Origin of the sequence: Enterobacter cloacae complex sp. SHL018 (assembly GCF_049237905.1) — a bacterium.
Lineage (GTDB): Bacteria > Pseudomonadota > Gammaproteobacteria > Enterobacterales > Enterobacteriaceae > Enterobacter > Enterobacter hormaechei_C.
The window spans coordinates 176,851-197,214 of record NZ_JBMKJE010000003.1 but is presented as its reverse complement, the minus strand read 5'-3'; the positions used below and the strand labels follow the sequence as shown (position 1 = coordinate 197,214).

Annotated in this window: 17 protein-coding genes; 10 read left to right on the top strand and 7 right to left on the bottom strand. The window is 55.0% G+C overall.

Annotated elements, in window-relative coordinates; genetic code table 11:
* Positions 1 to 93: 93 nt before the first annotated feature.
* Both ACOTY5_RS14050 and ACOTY5_RS14045 read left to right on the top strand, forming a co-directional pair.
* Positions 94 to 648, top strand: a complete 555-nt coding sequence (locus ACOTY5_RS14050) for a glucose-6-phosphate isomerase family protein (protein WP_017383813.1) — start codon at positions 94 to 96, stop codon at positions 646 to 648.
* The gene (locus ACOTY5_RS14045) at positions 641 to 1,411 is read left to right on the top strand and encodes a glucose-6-phosphate isomerase family protein (protein WP_045141627.1); all 771 of its coding nucleotides are present in this window, start codon (positions 641 to 643) and stop codon (positions 1,409 to 1,411) included. The genes ACOTY5_RS14050 and ACOTY5_RS14045 overlap by 8 nt, the downstream gene beginning before the upstream one ends.
* A gap of 27 nt (positions 1,412 to 1,438) precedes the next feature.
* Here ACOTY5_RS14045 and ACOTY5_RS14040 read toward each other — a convergent pair whose 3' ends face one another.
* The 5 genes from ACOTY5_RS14040 to ACOTY5_RS14020 are packed head-to-tail and all read right to left on the bottom strand — an operon-like array spanning position 1,439 to position 5,743.
* Entirely contained in the window at positions 1,439 to 2,257 is an 819-nt protein-coding gene (locus ACOTY5_RS14040; RefSeq protein ID WP_015572637.1) for a PTS system mannose/fructose/sorbose family transporter subunit IID, read from the bottom strand.
* Positions 2,257 to 3,054, bottom strand: coding sequence for a PTS mannose/fructose/sorbose/N-acetylgalactosamine transporter subunit IIC (locus tag ACOTY5_RS14035; RefSeq protein WP_015572638.1), 798 nt, complete (start codon positions 3,052 to 3,054; stop codon positions 2,257 to 2,259). The genes ACOTY5_RS14040 and ACOTY5_RS14035 overlap by 1 nt, the downstream gene beginning before the upstream one ends.
* A gap of 10 nt (positions 3,055 to 3,064) precedes the next feature.
* A complete protein-coding gene (locus ACOTY5_RS14030; RefSeq protein ID WP_015572639.1) occupies positions 3,065 to 3,559 on the bottom strand; it encodes a PTS system mannose/fructose/N-acetylgalactosamine-transporter subunit IIB in 495 nt (164 codons plus the stop codon).
* Between the two features lie 10 nt (positions 3,560 to 3,569).
* The gene (locus ACOTY5_RS14025) at positions 3,570 to 3,998 is read right to left on the bottom strand and encodes a PTS sugar transporter subunit IIA (RefSeq protein WP_045141626.1); all 429 of its coding nucleotides are present in this window, start codon (positions 3,996 to 3,998) and stop codon (positions 3,570 to 3,572) included.
* 2 nt (positions 3,999 to 4,000) lie between these two features.
* The gene (locus tag ACOTY5_RS14020) at positions 4,001 to 5,743 is read right to left on the bottom strand and encodes a class I mannose-6-phosphate isomerase (protein WP_045141625.1); all 1,743 of its coding nucleotides are present in this window, start codon (positions 5,741 to 5,743) and stop codon (positions 4,001 to 4,003) included.
* A gap of 187 nt (positions 5,744 to 5,930) precedes the next feature.
* Here ACOTY5_RS14020 and ACOTY5_RS14015 point away from each other — a divergent pair, with 187 nt between their 5' ends.
* The 5 genes from ACOTY5_RS14015 to ACOTY5_RS13995 all read left to right on the top strand — a co-directional run bounded on the left by ACOTY5_RS14015 (position 5,931) and on the right by ACOTY5_RS13995 (position 13,112).
* Positions 5,931 to 6,938 (top strand): LacI family DNA-binding transcriptional regulator, encoded by a 1,008-nt coding sequence (locus tag ACOTY5_RS14015; RefSeq protein WP_017694536.1) that lies wholly within the window; start codon positions 5,931 to 5,933, stop codon positions 6,936 to 6,938.
* 132 nt (positions 6,939 to 7,070) lie between these two features.
* A complete protein-coding gene (dapB, locus tag ACOTY5_RS14010; RefSeq protein WP_015572643.1) occupies positions 7,071 to 7,892 on the top strand; it encodes a 4-hydroxy-tetrahydrodipicolinate reductase in 822 nt (273 codons plus the stop codon).
* A gap of 454 nt (positions 7,893 to 8,346) precedes the next feature.
* Positions 8,347 to 9,495 (top strand): glutamine-hydrolyzing carbamoyl-phosphate synthase small subunit, encoded by a 1,149-nt coding sequence (gene carA / locus ACOTY5_RS14005; RefSeq protein WP_023295905.1) that lies wholly within the window; start codon positions 8,347 to 8,349, stop codon positions 9,493 to 9,495.
* A gap of 18 nt (positions 9,496 to 9,513) precedes the next feature.
* Positions 9,514 to 12,738: a carbamoyl-phosphate synthase large subunit gene (gene carB / locus ACOTY5_RS14000; RefSeq protein ID WP_023295906.1), complete on the top strand. Its 3,225-nt coding sequence runs from the start codon at positions 9,514 to 9,516 to the stop codon at positions 12,736 to 12,738.
* Positions 12,739 to 12,878: 140 nt separating this feature from the next.
* Positions 12,879 to 13,112: a YgdI/YgdR family lipoprotein gene (locus ACOTY5_RS13995; protein ID WP_003856439.1), complete on the top strand. Its 234-nt coding sequence runs from the start codon at positions 12,879 to 12,881 to the stop codon at positions 13,110 to 13,112.
* Between the two features lie 48 nt (positions 13,113 to 13,160).
* Here ACOTY5_RS13995 and ACOTY5_RS13990 read toward each other — a convergent pair whose 3' ends face one another.
* Complete coding sequence (locus ACOTY5_RS13990) at positions 13,161 to 16,118, bottom strand: autotransporter outer membrane beta-barrel domain-containing protein (protein WP_421631940.1); 2,958 nt, start codon at positions 16,116 to 16,118, stop codon at positions 13,161 to 13,163.
* 371 nt (positions 16,119 to 16,489) lie between these two features.
* On the opposite strand from ACOTY5_RS13990, the gene kefF reads away from it, so the two are divergent.
* From kefF to folA, 3 genes are all read left to right on the top strand, one after another.
* Positions 16,490 to 17,020, top strand: a complete 531-nt coding sequence (gene kefF, locus ACOTY5_RS13985; protein WP_017383806.1) for a glutathione-regulated potassium-efflux system oxidoreductase KefF — start codon at positions 16,490 to 16,492, stop codon at positions 17,018 to 17,020.
* The gene (gene kefC / locus ACOTY5_RS13980) at positions 17,013 to 18,878 is read left to right on the top strand and encodes a glutathione-regulated potassium-efflux system protein KefC (protein ID WP_015572648.1); all 1,866 of its coding nucleotides are present in this window, start codon (positions 17,013 to 17,015) and stop codon (positions 18,876 to 18,878) included. The genes kefF and kefC overlap by 8 nt, the downstream gene beginning before the upstream one ends.
* 114 nt (positions 18,879 to 18,992) lie before the next feature.
* Entirely contained in the window at positions 18,993 to 19,472 is a 480-nt protein-coding gene (gene folA, locus ACOTY5_RS13975) for a type 3 dihydrofolate reductase (RefSeq protein ID WP_003856431.1), read from the top strand.
* 39 nt (positions 19,473 to 19,511) lie between these two features.
* On the opposite strand, the gene apaH is transcribed toward folA, so the two are convergent.
* Complete coding sequence (gene apaH / locus ACOTY5_RS13970; protein ID WP_015572649.1) at positions 19,512 to 20,360, bottom strand: bis(5'-nucleosyl)-tetraphosphatase (symmetrical) ApaH; 849 nt, start codon at positions 20,358 to 20,360, stop codon at positions 19,512 to 19,514.
* Positions 20,361 to 20,364 lie beyond the last annotated feature (4 nt).

Below are 20,364 nucleotides of genomic sequence, written 5' to 3'. Positions count from 1 at the left end.
GTGATTCACCATCAATATTGACGCTTTTATCACTAGGTTAATCGTTTAATCTGCCATCATGATATTGCTGTTCTCCTCGGGCCGGAGAGCGATATGAATTCAGACATCTTTTTGCCACCTCAGTTGACGTGGGCTACCGGCGCGCTAGCCGGCGGGCCGCTTATCCGCAAAACGACTCGTCTTGCGGATCTTCCTGGGATCTTCGCAGACGGCGAGGCGTGGAAGTGCGGCAATCCTCAAAAAAGTGTGTATGACGTAGACGTACTGGGCTCGCCCGTAGGGGAAGGGGCACTCTTCGTTGGGGTAACTCACCTGCGTGCGGGTAACGTGGGCGATGAGTTCTTTATGACTCGCGGTCATTTTCATCAGCGCCGCGAACAGGGCGAGGTCTATTTTGGCCTGCGCGGATGTGGCTTGTTGCTGCTGCAAACGGAGGCGGGCGACGCGCGGCTTGAGCAGGTGACGGCTGGCTCCGTGCATATTATTCCTCCTTTTACAGCGCATCGTTTGATTAACACTGGCAACGAGACGCTATCCTCCCTTGCCGTCTGGCCGAGCATTGCGGGACACGACTATGCGGCGCTGGCAGAGGGCTTCACCCTGCGGATCTTTGCCTCCGGGGAAGGTTACGAGGTGCGCCATGGCTAACTATGGCCTTGATATGACCATCAACCGTCAGCCGCTCGGTTTTTGCTACGGAGAGGATGTTACCGGGCCGATGCCGGAGATCAGAACGCTGGATCAGATCCGCCCGTCGCTGCGCAATCCGGACTGCGAAGGGCCTGAACAGGTGTATGCCATCGCGATGGACGTGGCGCGTCTGGCGGACAGGCCGGAGCTCGAAAAACGCATGCTGCTTTTTGGTGTGGTCACCTACGCGGCAGGCACGCTTGGCGATGAGCCGGTCCGCAGCCAGGGACATGTTCACCGTATTAGCCAGCACAGCGGATGGTCGCCCCCTGAGCTGTACGAAATCTGGCAGGGTAAAGCGATTATCTACATGCAGGAGTATGTGGACGACGATCCGGGACGTTGTTTTGCGGTACTCGCGGGGCCGGGTGAAAAGGTACTGGTCCCTCCCGGATGGGGCCATGCGACGATTTCGGCCTCGCCCAATGAGCCGCTGACGTTTGGTGCGTGGTGCGATCGGGAATATGGCTTTGAGTATGAGGCCGTTCGTGCACGAAAAGGTCTGGCCTGGTATCCCTTAGTTCAGGGTAATCATATTGTCTGGCAGCATAACTGTCACTACAGACCTGGGCGCTTGCAGATGATTACGCCGAGAAGTTATCCGGAATTCGGCATTACTGATGCGCCTGTTTATCAGCAGTTTATTGATGACCCCGCACGGTTCCAGTTTATTTCGCGTCCGGATAAAGTCGCAGAACTGTGGAATAACTTCCATCCATAAAGAAGCCGGGGCATTGCCCCGGTTTTCTTATCCTGCAAACAAACCGGACGCCACGCCAAGCGCTGCCAGTATAAGCAGCAATATCATGGCTTTTACCGGCGACACGCCGCGTTTTGCCATCAGATACCAAGTCCCCAGCACCACCGCCAGCGGAAGCAGCTGCGGGAAAATACCGTCCAGCATCTGCTGAACGTGAATGTTAACCCCGTCCCGGGTGATGAACTCCAGCCCGGTGCCGAGCTTCACGTAGCTGGCCGCCACGCCGCCCATGACAAATACGCCCAGTAGCGAGAGAGCTTCCCGTAGCCGGGTAGATTTGCTGCTGACCAGCATCTCCACGGAGCCTGATCCCATCTGGTAGCCTTTGAGAAACAGGAACCAGGAGCCAGGGATAATGATGGCCAGCCAGGCAACGGTATAAAACAGTGGACCGAGGATATTTCCGCCTGCCGCCAGCGCCATCCCAATGCTAAGCAGGATCGGGATCAGCATGCCGGGGATCATCGAATCGCCGATCCCGGCAATTGGCCCCATCAGGCCTACCTTCAGGGTATTTATGGTTTCACCGTCAATCGGCTCGCCGTTGGCTTTTTTCTCCTCCAGCCCCAGCGCCATACCGTTAACGATCGCGCCAATCTGTGGCTCCGTGTTGTAGAACGACGCGTGACGGCGCAGCATCTCGGTACGTTGTACCGGGTCGGGATAGAGCTTTTTTGCGACCGGCAGCATGCTCAGGCAAAAGCCGAAGGATTCAAGGCGTTCAAAGCTCATTGAGGAGAGGTTGTGCATCATCCACGCTCGCCAGCAGCGGCGCAGATCCTTGCGGGTGAGTTTACGTTCTTCCATCAGAATTCATCCTCGTCGTCAGGGACAGGTGCTGAAGCCACGGCCTGCGGTGCCTCGGGTTTATAGTTGTAATGAATCAGTGCCAGCAGGGCGCCCACGATCACCAGCGCGACCATATTGAGTTTCAGGAAAACGATGCAAACGAAGCCCACCAGAAAGTAGATGAGCATGGTATAGCTTTTGATGATCTGCTTAAGCAGGATGGCAATACCGACGGCGGGCAAGATGCCGCCCAGCACATTCATGGTGGAGAGGACGATGTGCGGCAGGCTGTCCATAAACCCGCTAATGTACTGTGCGCCAAAAAAGACGGCGATAAAGGTAGGCACAAAGCGCAGCACAAAATTCATCGCCTGCGGCCAGATGGCGCTGTTGAGGTAGATCCCGCGCTCGTCGCCGTTCTCCAGCGCCACATCCGCACGATGGTTCCAGAAGGAGTTCAGCACCATCATCGCATTGAAGAGAATGGTTCCGGCGATCCCAATAGTCGCCGCCAGCGCGACGGCAACCTCAGGTCCTTTGCCGGAAAGTATTCCCAGCGCAATGGCCGGATAAGCCACAAAGTTTAAATCTGCTGGCATCGAGCCGCCGGGTGTCACCATTGCGATATACACCGCCTGCACCGCTACGCCAATCATAATCCCGGTTTTGATATCGCCCAGGATCAGGCCAACCAGCATCCCGGAAATGAGCGGTCGGGAGATGAGATACCAGCCGCCCGTCAGCCCTAAAAGCCACGGACTACTGAGTGCGCCCAGATAACACAGCAGGCCAATTAAAGCCGCTTCGATAATCATGATCTGCTCCTTATTTCAGCTTTTGTCTGGCATCCTGCCAGGTATAAAAACTGGCATCGGGAACCAGGCGGAATTCAATCGCGTGTCCCTGCCCGGTCAGCCACTCGAACGCTGCCGCTTCATCCTGGGTTACCGATTGATTCGGGCCGATGGTGATCGTGTTAGCCCGGGCGCTCATCGGGCCCACGTTAATTTTTCCGTTGCTGTTTTTCAGGCTAATGCCCGCCTGCTCAATGCGCTGTAGCGTGAGTGGAGATTTGCCAATCACGAAATAGCGCTTTTCGCTGGCAATCACTTTTGGCAGTTTTTCGATCGCGGTTGCCGTATCGAACAGCCACACTTTAGTATCTGATACGGCTCCTTTCATGACCGACGATAACAGCGGATCGGCCGCAACGGCATCGTCAATGGCAACGATGCCGTCGCAGGGCAGCTCCCTGGCCCAGCGTGTAATGAGCTGCCCGTGGATCACGCGATCGTCAATGCGTACAAAAGAAATACTCATATGCGGCTCCTTAAAAATCGTCTGTCTGTGCAGTATCTGCCGGTTTCGCCTGTACCAGCGTCGGCAGAGTAAGTTCGATAAGCTGCCCGGCAGCCTGATGAACATCGCGAGCCATCATCACCTCATCGGTTTGCAGCAGCATCGGGAAGTTGACTCCAGCCACCACGGCGACCGGCGGCTGCGTATATGGGTTAAACGCGGCCTCACAGGCCACGTTCCACGGCGTGCCGCTTTGCATGTCGCACAGCACCAGCACGCCGTCAGCGTTGACGCTTGCCGCTTCCAGCGTGGCGATGAAATCCTGCCGGAAGCCCTCTATTCCCGCCTGTTCGGTCAGACAAACGGCATGTACGCTGGGGAGCTCGCCGTATACCATCCGGCCGCTCTCCAGCAGCGCGGCGGCTAACGGCCCATGAGTGGCGACAATAAAATGAATCATCGTTAGCTCCTTACCCAGGCTTTGATAGTCGCGAGGGGGTGTCCGGAAGCACGGGCTGAAGGTGAAATGCGATAGTCACCTACGCTTGCCGGAATGATGAAGGTTTCGGCGTAATGGACGGTAAACGGCTCAAATGCACCGGTTGGGCTGTCGACAATTGCTTCTTCGCCCTCTACCAGATTCAGCACGTTCACGCCGCCGCCGGTGTGGTGCAAAACGGGTTCGCTAAACCAGTGGCGGCGGGTTTCGATAAATTCACGCTCGTGCAGGCCAGTACGCTCTTCACGCCAGCCGTTTCCTTCCGCGACAGGTTCGAACTGATTCACCAGATGCTGATGTACCCACCGCGTGTCGCGCTGCCAGTCGATCACCTTTTCACCGTGCTCCAGGTGTACCGGGCGCGGCAGCCCGTCCAGGCCCAGGCGGCCCCAGTCCCACAGTTTGAAGGTGAAAATATACGGCGTAGCGCTGATCTCCAGCACCATGGTTCCCGCGCCGGAGCAGTGCACCGTCCCAGCCGGGATCAGGAAATGGTCGTGCTTTTTTGCCGGGATCTGATTAACGAAGCGGTCGTCATCAAACGGTTTTTCACCGCTACCCGCGCGCCTGAGATCGTCCATCATGGCCTCAGGGTCTGTGCCGGTTTTGGTCCCCAGATAGACGACGGCACCCGGCTCCGCTTCCAGAATGTAATAACTCTCATCCTGGGTATAGTGCATCCCAAACTGCTGCTGGATGTACTCGGTAATGGGGTGGACCTGGAAGCTCAGATTCTGGCCACCCATGGTGTCGAGGAAGTCAAAACGGATCGGGAATTCCGCGCCGAAACGTGCGTGAACTTTCTCGCCCAGCAGAGCACGGGGCTCAAGCAAAACCAGATCCTGAGAGGGGATCTCGATCCGCACTGCGCCAAAACGCAGTAACAGGCTGTTCTCCTCGGGCACGCAGTCAAAACACCACGCGTAATTGGGTGCAGAGGGATCGAGATCGAATTGCTGTTTCATCCACTGGCCGCCCCAGACGCCAGGATCGAAAAAGGGCGCCACGCGGAAAGGCTGGGTGGTAGTTTGCTTCAGCCCGGCTCGCAGGGCCTCGCCGCTGACCATCGCGGGCTGGTTCGTCTGGGTTGTATCCAGTAAAAAATCGGTGCGCCTGAGCAGCGGTGTTTTGTGGCGATCGAAGACGCGCCATTCGACAAAAAAGGCGCGCTTGTAGCGACGAAGCATATCTTCCTGCTGATTATCTGCGCCCCAGTTCCCAGTCTCACCCCGCCGCATACGCTGCTGGATCTCCCAGCGCGGCAGATCGGCATACACCAGCACATCACCCGGATGGACAAGCGTCGCACCGGGTCCGTAGATCACAATCAGCCCCCCGGAACACTGGTTCACCTGAACCTGCAACGCCTCCAGACGCGCGGGATCGAAAAACTCTCCAAGCTGGTGGCAGGAGAGAACGCCAAAGACGCGATCGTCTGTGAGGTTGCGTGCCAGCATCTCATGAATGGCACACTCATCCCGTCGCGCCTGTTCAGCATTGATCGCCAGCGTCGGGCGTAGACGCGGCAGCACGTTCTCTTCAAGCTCGGTCATGCGCACGCCCGGATAGCAGTCAATCACCAGCACCGTGCGGCTGCGCTGTTGGGTTTTTAACTCAAGAACGCGGGTTATTGCTTCCCAGCCTTGCCAGGCGCTGTCATCAAAACCCTGTATCGCCACCGTGGGGAATTTGTCGTAGGTTGTCATTGTATCCTCCGTAATCGTTATTTAAGGTTATTCGATTAACCGTATTTGAGAAGAGTGGTTAACGCGATTAACCCGCCATAAATGCGAATCGAATCCAGAACAACAGCGGTAATGTGAAGAGTCTCACAGGGAAAAATGCAAAAAACAGGTTATTCGATTAACCTGTAGTGATGATGAAGGAGACAACATGACAGGAATTACACTGGCCGATGTTGCGAAACGCGCCGGCGTGTCAACGGCGACGGTCTCAATGGTGCTCTGCAACAAAGGCCGCATTTCGCAAAGCACGCGCGAACGTGTGCTTAAGGCGCTGGATGAATCCGGCTATGTCTATAACCAGACGGCAGCCAATTTACGTAACCGCAGCAGTAACCAGGTCGGGCTGCTCTTGCACGATATCACCAACCCTTTTTATAGCGAGATGACGGCAGGGCTAAGTCATGAAATGGAGCGCCACGAGCTGATGCTTTTTCTGGCGAATAGCGAGGAATCGGCAGAGCGACAGCAAAAATTTGTTGATTCACTGATGCGTAATAACGTCGGCGGTATGGTGCTGTGTGCGGCTCGGGAAACGCCCCAGGCCTTTTTTGAGGGTCTGAAGCGGCGCAATATTCCGGCTATCATGGTTGTGCGACCGCTGAACGATCCGGATTTTGATTTTGTCGGAACGGATAACTTCTTAGGCACGCAGATGGCGACGGAGCATCTGCTCAGAATGGGCCATCGGCACATTGCGTTCATTGGAGGGAGCCAGAATTCGGGCTCTCGGGCGCAGCGTATCGGGGGCTTTACCAGCAAGCTGCTGGAGTACGGCGTGACGCCGAATCCTGCCTGGATCAGAACCTCTCACGCCAGCCAAAGCGACGGCGCGCGCGTGGCAGAGGCGTTACTTCTCGAGCATCCACACATCAGTGCGGCAATTTGCTATCAGGATGTTGTGGCGCTGGGGGTGATGCAAAGCTTACGCAAGATGGGCCGTGAGCCGGGATGTGATTTTGCGCTGGTCGGTTTCGATGATATTACCGAAGCGGCTCTGGTGCAGCCCGCATTGACCACCGTATCGGTGGCGGCGAAAGAGATTGGTCGTAAGGCAGGGGAGTTACTTTACAGCCGCATACAGGGCAACGACGAACCCGCCAAACGAATCATTCTGCCGCCTGCGCTGGTGGTGCGGGAATCATGTGGTTTTCGCTGACGATCATGTCTTTCACTGATATCTCACCCTGTTTATCATTAAATTCTAATTATCGGCGTTTTCTGTGGCAGCCTGTGCAAAGGCTGGTTAATCTGAAAACGATTTACATCATTTTAACGTAAGAGAATAACTATGCATGATGCACAGATCCGCGTCGCCATTGCGGGCGCGGGCGGACGTATGGGCCGTCAGCTGATTCAGGCGGCACTACAGATGGATGGCGTGGCGCTTGGCGCGGCGCTGGAGCGTGAAGGTTCATCGCTTTTGGGAGCCGATGCAGGCGAGCTGGCAGGCGCAGGTCAGACGGGCGTTACCGTGCAGAGCAGCCTTGAGGCGGTGAAAGAAGACTTTGACGTGTTTATCGATTTTACCCGCCCTGAAGGCACGTTGGCTCACCTGGCGTTTTGCCGTCAGCACGGTAAAGGGATGGTGATTGGCACCACCGGTTTTGACGAGGTCGGTAAGCAAGCCATTCAGGATGCGTCCACTGAGATTGCGATTGTCTTTGCGGCAAACTTTAGCGTGGGGGTAAACGTCATGCTGAAACTGCTGGAGAAGGCGGCGAAGGTGATGGGCGAATACACCGACATTGAAATCGTCGAAGCGCACCATCGCCACAAAGTCGATGCTCCGTCAGGCACGGCGCTGGCAATGGGCGAAGCGATTGCGTGTGCAATGGATAAAGATTTGAAAGACATCGCGGTCTATTCTCGCGAAGGCCACACTGGCGAGCGCGTGCCTGGCACCATTGGGTTTGCCACCGTTCGCGCGGGTGATATCGTCGGTGAACATACCGCTATGTTCGCCGATATTGGCGAAAGGATCGAAATCACTCATAAAGCATCCAGCCGCATGACATTTGCAAACGGGGCGGTACGTTCGGCATTGTGGCTGAAAGGTAAGCGTAATGGTCTTTTTGATATGCGAGATGTCCTCGAACTCAACAATTTGTAAGCATTATTACCCTTCGTGATGTGGTTATTGCAGTCGTAATTAATTGATTGCATAGGGCAATATTTTATTGCCCTTTTATTTTGTCTGTTTGGGGTGTTTATTGTGTCTAACTGATTTAAAGTAAGTGTTTTCTCGATAATTTCTGTTGTTGAACTGTAAATTTTGACCATTTGGTCCACTTTTTATTCCTGCAAGACGTTTCTTTCTATTAAACTGCATGCGCAAGCGGTTTCCACAGTGATTTAGTTGATCTTTTTGCCGCTTAATCTGATTTCAGACCGCCAGGCTTGCAAAAGAATATACAAAACTCCCGTTTTAAGTTGACTTTTACATGGCAAATCCCCAGAATGCCGCCGTTTGCCAAAAATCCGCTGGCAACACATTTGCATTGATCCATGACATGGTTATGAATTAATATGCAAATAAAGTGAGTGAATATTCTCTGGAGGGTGTTTTGATTAAGTCAGCGCTATTGGTTCTGGAAGACGGAACCCAGTTTATCGGTCGGGCCATAGGGGCAACGGGTTCGGCGGTTGGGGAAGTCGTTTTCAATACTTCAATGACCGGTTATCAAGAAATCCTCACTGATCCTTCCTATTCTCGCCAAATCGTTACTCTTACTTATCCTCATATCGGCAATGTCGGCACCAATGCGGCTGACGAAGAATCCTCTCAGGTACATGCGCAAGGCCTGGTCATTCGCGACCTGCCGCTGATTGCCAGCAACTTCCGCAACACCGAAGACCTCTCTTCTTACCTGAAGCGCCACAACATTGTGGCGATTGCCGATATCGATACCCGTAAGCTGACGCGTCTGCTGCGCGAGAAGGGTGCACAAAACGGTTGTATCATCGCAGGGGATAACCTCGATGCGACGCTGGCGCTGGAAAAAGCGAAAGCCTTCCCGGGACTGAACGGTATGGACCTGGCGAAAGAAGTGACCACCGCTGAAGCCTACAGCTGGACGCAGGGAAGCTGGACGCTGGAAGGCGACCTGCCGGAAGCGAAACCGGAAAGCGAGCTGCCGTTCCACGTGGTGGCCTACGATTTTGGCGCCAAGCGCAACATCCTGCGTATGCTGGTTGACCGTGGCTGCCGCCTGACGGTGGTTCCGGCGAAAACCTCTGCTGAAGATGTTCTGAAGATGAACCCGGACGGCATCTTCCTCTCTAACGGTCCTGGCGACCCGGCGCCGTGCGACTACGCTATCGACGCCATCAAGTCCTTCCTTGAAACCGACATCCCGGTATTCGGCATCTGTCTCGGCCATCAGCTGCTGGCGCTGGCGAGCGGAGCGAACACCGTCAAGATGAAGTTTGGCCACCACGGTGGTAACCACCCGGTGAAAGATATCGACAACAACACGGTGATGATCACCGCGCAGAACCACGGCTTCGCTGTGGATGAAGCGACGATGCCAGCTAACCTGCGCGTGACGCATAAGTCACTGTTCGATGGTACCTTGCAGGGTATCCATCGCACCGATAAGCCTGCGTTCAGCTTCCAGGGCCACCCTGAAGCCAGCCCGGGCCCACACGATGCCGCGCCGCTGTTCGATCACTTCATCGAACTTATCGAGCAATACCGTAAGACCGCTAAATAATCAGGAGCTGAGAAGACCATGCCAAAACGTACAGACATAAAAAGCATCCTGATCCTTGGCGCTGGCCCGATTGTCATCGGCCAGGCCTGCGAATTCGACTACTCCGGCGCGCAGGCGTGTAAAGCCCTGCGTGAAGAGGGTTACCGTGTCATCCTGGTAAACTCTAACCCGGCCACCATCATGACCGACCCGGAAATGGCGGATGCGACCTACATCGAGCCGATTCACTGGGAAGTGGTACGCAAAATTATCGAGAAAGAGCGTCCGGACGCGGTGCTGCCGACCATGGGCGGCCAGACGGCGCTGAACTGTGCGCTGGAGCTGGAGCGTCAGGGCGTGCTGGAAGAGTTCGGCGTGACCATGATCGGTGCGACCGCCGACGCGATTGATAAAGCAGAAGACCGTCGCCGCTTCGACGTGGCCATGAAGAAAATTGGCCTTGATACCGCACGTTCCGGTATCGCGCACAATATGGAAGAAGCGCTGGCCGTTGCGGCTGAAGTGGGTTATCCGTGCATCATCCGCCCTTCCTTCACCATGGGTGGCACCGGCGGCGGCATTGCCTACAACCGCGAAGAGTTTGAAGAAATTTGCGAGCGCGGCCTGGATCTCTCCCCAACCAAAGAGTTGCTGATTGATGAATCGCTGATTGGCTGGAAAGAGTACGAGATGGAAGTGGTGCGTGATAAAAACGACAACTGCATCATCGTCTGCTCCATCGAAAACTTCGACGCGATGGGGATCCACACCGGCGACTCCATCACCGTTGCGCCAGCTCAGACGCTGACCGACAAAGAGTACCAAATCATGCGTAACGCCTCGATGGCGGTACTGCGTGAAATCGGCGTGGAAACCGGCGGCTCTAACGTGCAGTTCTCGGTGAACCCGAAAACCGGCCGTCTGATTGTTATCGAAATGAACCCGCGCGTGTCCCGTTCCTCCGCACTGGCCTCCAAAGCCACCGGCTTCCCGATTGCGAAAGTGGCGGCGAAACTGGCGGTGGGTTACACCCTTGACGAGCTGATGAACGATATCACCGGCGGCCGCACGCCAGCGTCCTTCGAACCGTCCATCGACTACGTTGTGACCAAAATTCCACGCTTTAACTTCGAGAAATTCGTCGGTGCCAACGACCGTCTGACTACCCAGATGAAATCCGTTGGTGAAGTCATGGCGATTGGCCGCACGCAGCAGGAATCCCTGCAAAAAGCGCTGCGCGGCCTGGAAGTGGGCGCGACCGGCTTTGACCCGAAAGTCAGCCTGGACGACCCGGAAGCACTGACCAAAATCCGCCGCGAGCTGAAAGACGCGGGCGCAGAGCGTATCTGGTACATCGCCGATGCCTTCCGCGCGGGCCTGTCCGTCGACGGCGTATTTAACCTGACTAACATTGACCGCTGGTTCCTGGTGCAGATAGAAGAGCTGGTGCGTCTGGAAGAGAAAGTGGCGGAGCTGGGCATCAACGGCCTGGACGCAGACTTCCTGCGCATGTTGAAGCGTAAAGGCTTCGCCGATGCGCGTCTGGCTAAGCTGGCGGGCGTGCGTGAAGCGGAAATCCGCAAGCTGCGCGACCAGTACGACCTGCACCCGGTCTACAAGCGCGTGGACACCTGTGCGGCTGAATTCTCGACCGATACCGCATACATGTACTCCACCTATGAAGAGGAGTGCGAAGCGAACCCGTCCGTCGACCGCGACAAGATTATGGTGCTGGGCGGCGGTCCAAACCGTATCGGCCAGGGCATCGAGTTTGACTACTGCTGCGTACACGCCTCACTGGCGCTGCGCGAAGACGGTTACGAGACCATTATGGTCAACTGTAACCCGGAAACCGTCTCGACCGACTACGACACTTCCGACCGCCTCTACTTCGAGCCGGTCACCCTGGAAGACGTGCTGGAAATCGTGCGCATCGAGAAGCCAAAAGGCGTGATCGTGCAGTATGGCGGCCAGACTCCGCTGAAGCTGGCGCGCGCGCTGGAAGCAGCAGGTGTGCCGGTTATCGGCACCAGCCCGGATGCGATTGACCGTGCGGAAGACCGCGAGCGTTTCCAGCAGGCGGTTGACCGTCTCAAACTGAAACAGCCGGCGAACGCCACCGTGACCGCAATTGAAATGGCCGTTGAGAAAGCGAAAGAGATCGGCTACCCGCTGGTGGTGCGTCCATCCTACGTACTGGGCGGCCGCGCGATGGAAATCGTCTACGACGAAGCGGACCTGCGTCGCTACTTCCAGACGGCGGTGAGCGTTTCCAACGATGCGCCAGTGCTGCTCGACCGCTTCCTCGACGACGCGGTTGAAGTCGACGTGGATGCCATCTGCGACGGCGAAAGGGTGCTGATTGGCGGCATCATGGAGCACATCGAGCAGGCGGGCGTGCACTCCGGTGACTCCGCCTGTTCTCTGCCAGCGTACACCCTGAGCCAGGAGATTCAGGACGTAATGCGCCAGCAGGTGCAGAAGCTGGCCTTCGAGCTTCAGGTTCGCGGCCTGATGAACGTTCAGTTCGCGGTAAAAGACAACGAAGTCTATCTGATTGAAGTCAACCCGCGTGCGGCGCGTACCGTACCGTTCGTCTCCAAAGCGACCGGTATTCCGCTGGCGAAAGTGGCGGCGCGCGTGATGGCTGGCCAGACGCTGGCTCAGCAGGGCGTCACGAAAGAAATTATCCCGCCTTACTACTCGGTGAAAGAGGTGGTACTGCCGTTCAACAAATTCCCGGGCGTTGACCCGCTGTTAGGGCCAGAGATGCGCTCTACCGGGGAAGTGATGGGCGTTGGCCGTACCTTCGCAGAAGCGTTTGCGAAAGCGCAGCTGGGCAGTAGCTCCACCATGAGAAAATCTGGCCGTGCGCTGCTCTCCGTTCGCGAAGGCGATAAAGAGCGCGTGGTTGACCTGGCCGCCAAGCTGCTGAAACAGGGCTTCGAGCTGGACGCCACTCACGGTACGGCGATTGTGTTGGGTGAAGCGGGTATCAACCCGCGTCTGGTGAACAAAGTGCATGAAGGTCGTCCGCACATTCAGGACCGCATTAAGAATGGCGAGTACACCTACATCATTAACACCACCGCAGGTCGCCAGGCGATTGAAGACTCCAAACTGATTCGCCGCAGCGCGCTCCAGTACAAAGTGCATTACGACACCACCCTGAACGGCGGTTTCGCGACGGCCATGGCGCTGAATGCGGATGCCACCGAGAAGGTGATTTCGGTACAGGAAATGCACGCTCAGATTAGCAAGTAACACACATTGCCCGGTGCCATCCGGTTACCGGGCAATTTTCCCATCTTAAGAACCTTCTGGTTTTTCATCCGCTTTCAGTCAGTTAGCCTAAAATAGTTAGGTCGATAACGAAAATTCAACTGAGAGCAGGGGAATACACCATGCAAAATAAACTACTGATCGCTTCCGTTCTGGCTGCCACCGCAATGTTCACCGTGGCGGGCTGTTCGTCCAATCAGGCCGTAAAAACCACCGATGGCAAAACGATTGTTACTGACGGGAAACCGCAGGTGGATGACGATACCGGTCTGGTATCGTACAAAAACGCCGAAACCGGTCAAACTGAACAGATTAACCGTGACCAGGTTAAATCAATGGGCGAGCTGGATAACTAAAAAAAAGCAGTGGCACATGCCACTGCTTTTTTGCTTCAGGATGCTCGATTACCAGCGATGGTTTAACAAAATATGACCGCCGTAGGCGGCATAGCTGTTTTCACCCCACTCGCCGCTGGCACGCAGGGAGATCGTCGTGGTTTCGTTCAGGTTGCCGGTTAAGCCCAACTCTAACTGACCACGATCTTCCGGCGTATCGTTGCTGACGGTCTCGTCGTTGAATGCCAGATCGTTTTGACCAGCACCTTTCAACCAGTTAACCGCAACGTACGGCTGCCAGGCCTTGACGTCCTTCTGCTGGAAGTAGCTAGCTTTAACGCCGAGACGACCAAAGACGCTGTCATTGTCCAGGGTAGTGACGCGTACGCCGTCGCGATCGGTATGATTTTCCTGATCGAGATAGCTGTAGATCACCTGCGCCTGCGGCTCGATCTTCCAGGTGCGTTCATTTTCAGACTGGATTATCCACGCGTGGCCGACTTCAACAGACGCGGCGAAACCTTCACTATCGTAGTCTTCATCGTTGCGATTGCTGGTGACGTTGTTGTTGTACCAGCTGTAAGCGGCCCAGGTATCAACGTAGCTGCCCAGACGTAATTTCTGATCTTCCTGCCAGGTGGCGTACAGCCCAACATTGAAGCCATCAACCTTACCCTGTGCGTCAAGTACGTTGTGCTTCGCATCAGAGTGGGTCTTCGCCTGGCCTGCACCGAACATCCCGCCAGCACGCAGGATACCGTTATCCATTGGCTTGCTCATGAAATCGCTGCCGACTTGCAGTACGGTGGTGGTGGTGTCGTAGCTGACTTTATCGCCACCCGCATCGTTCTCGTGATAGCGACCCTTAACGTACATCCAGGTGTTCAGGTCGTCTTCATTGCGGAAGGTGATCTGGTCGCGATCGTCACGCTTATGCAGGAACATGCTCTGTGCGGCAAGGTAGTTACCTAAGTAAGCACCCACTTCAGGTGCCATGACTTCCGGCGTATTATTACCGCCGTTGTCAGTGTTGCCGCCGTTGTCGGTGCTACCGCCGTTATCGGTGTTGCCGCCGTTGTCTGTATTGCCGCCATTGTCGGTGTTATCGCCGTTATCGGTGTTGCCGCCGTTGTCGGTGTTGCCGCCGTTATCGGTGTTGCCGCCGTTGTCGGTGTTGCCGCCGTTGTCGGTGTTATCGCCATCATCAGTATTGCCACCGTCATCGGTGTCGTCGGAAGGCTCATCAGAAGGCGTCGCCTTTGATTCCAGATACCAGTTGCCGTCACTGTGCTGGTAGAGGTTATATTCCCAGGCGCCTGCGACGACCGGTTTTGCCAGCGTCAGTTGGGCTTCGGAACTGCCGCCGATGCTGACAATTTCCATACCGTTAATGGTTTGCGCGCCTGCGCCGCCAATGTTGGTGATGCTGATGCCAGACTGACCGAAGCTGCTACCCGTAATAGTGAGGTGATCAGTTGGTGAATTATCTTCACCCAGGGTGCTGTTCATTACGATCTGGCTACCGTCAGAGCCGGTGTAGTCGCCATTAATCGTAAAATTATTGCCAACGCTATTATTAGCCGCACTGAGTAACAGCGTGCCGCCATTAGTCACGTTGCCGTTGATGGTATCGACGCCGGAAGCACTGAGCGTGGAGTTACCCTGGACTGCATTCCATGCCGCCAGCGTACCGCCGCTAAGAACCGCGATGTTGTTGTTCACTTCGCCTGCGGTGGCAAAGGTCGCGCCATTTTCAACGGTAACGGTGGCGTTACTGCCCTTGACGCCGAGCGTTGCGTCGGTGGAGACCAGCGTGGTGCCGCCGTGCAGAACCGTATCCCCTGTATAGCTATTTTTGCCCGTCAGGGTCAGGGTGTTGGAATCAACTTTTTCGACGTTACCGCTACCGGTCATGTCGGTGGCGAAAGTGAAATCGCTTCCCTGGTTAAAAATGACGGTACCGTTGTTGGTGAGCCCACCGCTGAGGGTCGCGGTTTTTTCGCCATCGCCCAGTTGCAACGAAGCATCTTTGGCCACCCGAGTATTACCGGTATTCGATACCGCGCCTGACAGGGTTAACGCGCCCGTGTCTATCAGCAAGGAATCGCCAGAGCCAATAATATCGAGATCGCCCGACAGCGCCCAATTTTCGCCCATCATTTTTATACTGGCAAAACCGTCGCCTTCGTTCAGACCCACAAAGTTACTGTCTTCCGTACCGGTGCCGATCAGGGTGAGAGTGTTTCCCGTGGAATTGGTGGAAATAACGTCACCGATAAGAGTGGAACCCGTATCAAGCACCAGGGTGTTATTTTTATTGCTGGCAAACATAACAGCGGCTGTATCACCACTAATCGTTCCGCTATTCGTGATATCTACTTTTGCATTATTCGTTACATTAAAACCGTATTGCGCACCCTGCACGTTACCAGTATTTATGACCTTAGTGTTACCCTCGCTCAGAGCGATTCCATCATTCGCTGTGCCAGTGATCGTACCCGCATTATTAATGGCAACGCCTGCAAGTGCGTTCAGGCCAGTTTTACCTTTAATAACTCCGGTTGTGCTATTTGAAATACTTACAGCCGATGAGTTTTCACTAACGAATATACCATCCTCAAAAGCGGTTATATTCCCACGGTTGCTAATTTCACCTTGCATTGATTCAATACTAATAGCTGTAGCCGATTTCGATGTGATGGCGGCACCTTCCTCGTTATTCACCACAACACGTTGCGCGGCAGTATTTATATCCAGGCCAGTTTCCCTACCGGAAATATTCCCTTCGTTAGTGATATTATTGATAGTAAACCCAGTGACAGATACCGCCGCTTCACTATCTGCGGAAGATATCGTCACGTCTTTATTAATAACATATTCAGCATCGGCTGAGAAATCTTGAGGAACAGAAGTTGATTGGTCAATCGTTGCAGAAAACGCAACCGCAGGGGTGCATATCAACAAGGCAGGAAATATCTTTCCCAGAGTTTTGGTTGTATTATTTAATTGGGAGGGTTTGTTGCTCATGTACACATCCATTTGAGTGAGAAGGAATATTCGACACGTGTGTGAAACGTATATCGACCGCCTAAATAATGAGCTCAAAACAAAGAGCGTAAAATTATTATTTTTTCAATGGGTTATGTACAGACTGTTTTATTAAAGAATGACTTAAGGTCCTCTAAAAATATCTGTTGGCAATATGAGTTATTACTATTATTTTGCGGCATGAATTTGTCGTACGCGTCGTTTTCTTTCTTTAGCGCCGTAATCGCTGTTAAGGTGGTGATGATTGCCAATACTTGCGTTTTACTTTGAAGCGTAAGATGGCCTCTTTAAGTCGGGGTGGTAACTGTCTACACTCATTGCTACAAGAAAAGTAAAAGACGGGCATATACATGATTCTGATAATTTATGCGCACCCCTATCCGCAGCACTCGCATGCGAATAAGCGGATGCTTGAGCAGGCAAGGACGCTTGAAAACGTAGAGATACGTTCCCTCTATCAACTCTATCCTGATTTCAATATCGATGTCGCCGCCGAACAGGAGGCGCTCTCCCGTGCCGATCTGATCGTCTGGCAGCATCCGATGCAGTGGTACAGCACGCCTCCGCTGCTGAAATTGTGGATCGACAAAGTTTTCTCCCACGGTTGGGCATATGGGCACAACGGCAACGCGCTTCAGGGCAAAAGCCTGATGTGGGCTGTTACCACCGGCGGGGGGGAAAGCCACTTTGAGATTGGCGCCTTCCCCGGATTTGACGTGCTGGCGCAGCCGCTCCAGGCTACTGCCCTTTACTGCGGTCTGAACTGGCTTCCGCCTTTTGCGATGCACTGTACCTTTGTCTGCGACGATGAAACCTTGCAGGCGCAGGCTCGTCACTACAAACAACGTTTACTTGAGTGGCAGGAGACGCACAATGGATAGCCATACGCTGATACAGGCGCTGATTTACCTCGGCGCGGCGGCATTAATTGTGCCCGTGGCGGTTCGTCTGGGGCTGGGCTCGGTGCTCGGCTATCTGATTGCCGGGTGTGTGATTGGCCCCTGGGGCTTTCGGCTGGTGACGGATGCCGAGTCGATCCTGCATTTTGCGGAGATCGGCGTGGTGCTGATGCTGTTTGTGATTGGTCTGGAGCTGGATCCGCAGCGGCTGTGGAAACTGCGCGCCTCGGTGTTTGGCGGAGGCGCCCTGCAAATGCTGGCCTGCGGTCTGCTGTTGGGCGGGTTCTGCATTCTGCTGGGGATGGAGTGGAAAGTCGCAGAGCTGATCGGCATGACGCTGGCGCTCTCCTCGACGGCGATTGCCATGCAGGCAATGAACGAGCGTAATCTGACGGTGTCGCAAATGGGGCGCAGCACCTTCTCCGTACTGTTGTTCCAGGATATTGCCGCCATCCCGCTGGTGGCGATGATCCCGCTGCTGGCAACCAGCGGCGCATCAACGACGCTGGGGGCATTTGCCTTATCAGCGCTGAAGGTTGCCGGTGCGCTGGCGCTGGTTGTTCTGCTTGGTCGCTACGTAACGCGTCCGCTGCTGCGCTTTGTTGCTCGCTCTGGCCTGCGCGAAGTATTCAGCGCCGTTGCGTTATTCCTGGTGTTTGGTTTTGGATTGCTGCTGGAAGAGGCCGGGCTGTCGATGGCAATGGGCGCCTTCCTCGCGGGGGTCTTACTGGCAAGCTCCGAATACCGTCACGCGCTGGAAAGCGATATCGAGCCGTTTAAAGGATTGCTGCTGGGGCTGTTTTTCATCGGCGTCGGGATGTCTATCGACTTCGGGACGCTGGTAACCCATCCGCTGCGCATCATCATTCTGCTGGTGGGTTTCCTGGTCATTAAAATGGCGATGCTGTGGCTGATTGCCCGCCCGTTAAATGTGCCAAAACCGCAACGCCGCTGGTTTGCCGTGCTGCTGGGGCAGGGGAGTGAGTTTGCTTTCGTTGTCTTTGGCGCAGCGCAGATGGCAAATGTACTCGATCCGGAATGGGCAAAAGCGCTGACGCTGGCGGTTGCGCTGTCGATGGCCGCAACGCCGATCCTGCTGGTGCTGCTGACGCGTCTGGAGAAAACGGGAAGCGAACAGGAGCGAGAAGCCGATGAGATCGACGAGGAGCAGCCGCGGGTGATCATCGCCGGATTTGGCCGCTTCGGGCAGATTACTGGCCGTTTACTGCTCTCCAGCGGAGTCAAAATGGTTATCCTCGATCACGATCCTGACCATGTCGATACGCTGCGTAAATTCGATATGAAAGTGTTTTACGGTGATGCGACCCGAGTTGATCTGCTGGAATCCGCCGGGGCGGCGAAAGCCGAGGTGTTGATTAATGCCATTGACGATCCAGAGACCAGTATGCAGATGGTTGAGCTGGTTAAAGAGCATTTTCCGCATCTGACCATTATCTCCCGTGCGCGCGATGTGGATCACTACATCCAGCTGCGTCAGGCGGGTGTGGCAGCCCCTGAACGTGAAACCTTCGAAGGGGCGCTCAAATCTGGCCGCATGGCGCTGGAAAGCCTGGGGCTTGGCGCGTATGAGGCACGTGAGCGTGCCGATCTGTTCCGCCGTTTTAATCATGAGATGGTGGAAGAGATGGTGGCGATGGCGAGCAGTACGGCAACCGAACGCGCTGCGGTGTTTAAACGCACCAGCACCATGCTGACGGAGATCATCAACGAGGATCGTAATCATCTGTCGCTGGTTCAGCGCCACGGCTGGCAAGGAACGGAAGAGGGCAAGCATACTGGTGATCCTGCGGATGAACCGGAGAGTAAACCCTCTGCGTGAAGTGGAGTTGCCAGCAATATTAAAAAATTTCTAATTCTTTACCCTGCCGCCAGTCGACGAAAGATTAAGCTTTCCGTATAGTGGCGGCAATTTTTTGCATTCGGGAAATTTTCAATGATCAGTCTGATTGCAGCGCTGGCGGTAGACCGCGTTATCGGCATGGAAAACGCCATGCCGTGGAACCTGCCTGCCGATCTCGCATGGTTTAAACGTACTACGTTAAACAAGCCGGTAGTGATGGGCCGCCTGACCTGGGAGTCGATTGGTCGTCCACTGCCGGGTCGTAAGAATATTGTGATCAGTAGCCAGCCGGGCACTGACGATCGCGTTCAGTGGGTTAAGTCCGTAGATGAAGCCATTGCCGCCTGCGGCGATGCCGAAGAGATCATGGTGATCGGCGGGGGGCGTGTGTATGAGCAGTTCCTGCCAAAAGCGCAGAAACTGTATCTGACGCACATTGATGCGGAAGTGGAAGGGGATACCCATTTCCCGGATTACGATCCGGACGAGTGGGAGTCCGTATTCAGTGAGTTTCACGATGCGGATGCGCAGAACTCACACAGCTACTGCTTCGAAATTCTGGAACGTCGTTAACGGTTTTATCCTCTCCCCGAAGGGAGAGGATAAACATCTTCAGGAGGCGACTGCCTCACCCTCGCCTAAGTCCAGCTGTCGGTTGGATGGCTGCACAAAGTAAGTTTTATCTTCCCAGCGTAAGCAGGTTAAATCCCCGCCCCAGCAGCATCCGGTATCCAGCGCATAGATATTTTCCGGGGTGCCTTTTCCTTCCAGCGATGCCCAGTGGCCAAATACCACACTGTATTCGTTTGTCACGGGGCCCGGAATCGCAAACCATGGCTTAAGCGGCGCAGGGGCATTTTCAGGCGTATCTTTGCAATACATATCCAGTTGCCCGTTCGGGAAGCAGTAGCGCATCCGCGTAAAAGCATTGGTGATAAAACGCAGTCGTGCCAGGCCGCTGAGGTCATCACTCCAGTTATTTGGCATGTCGCCGTACATCGCATCAAGGAAGAACGGGTAGGAGTCGCTCGCCAGCACCGCTTCGGCGTCGCGCGCGCAGGTTTTTGCCGTCTCAAGATCCCACTGAGGCGTGATGCCGGCATGCGCCATCACCAGTTTTTTCTCTTCGTCAATCTGTAGCAGCGGCTGGCGACGCAGCCAGTTGAGCAACTCATCGGCATCCGGTGCTTCCAGCAGGGGGGTAATGCGATCTTTCGGCTTATTACGGCTGATCCCGGCGTATACGGCCAGCAGATGCAGATCGTGGTTGCCCAGCACCATGCGCACGCTGTCACCCAGCGATTTGACATAGCGGAGGACGTCCAGGGAACCGGGACCGCGCGCCACTAAGTCGCCCGTCAGCCAGAGCGTGTCCTGCCCGGGGGTGAAGTCGACCTGTTTTAATAATGCGATCAGTTCATCGTAGCAACCGTGAACGTCGCCAATCAGATATGTAGACATTAGA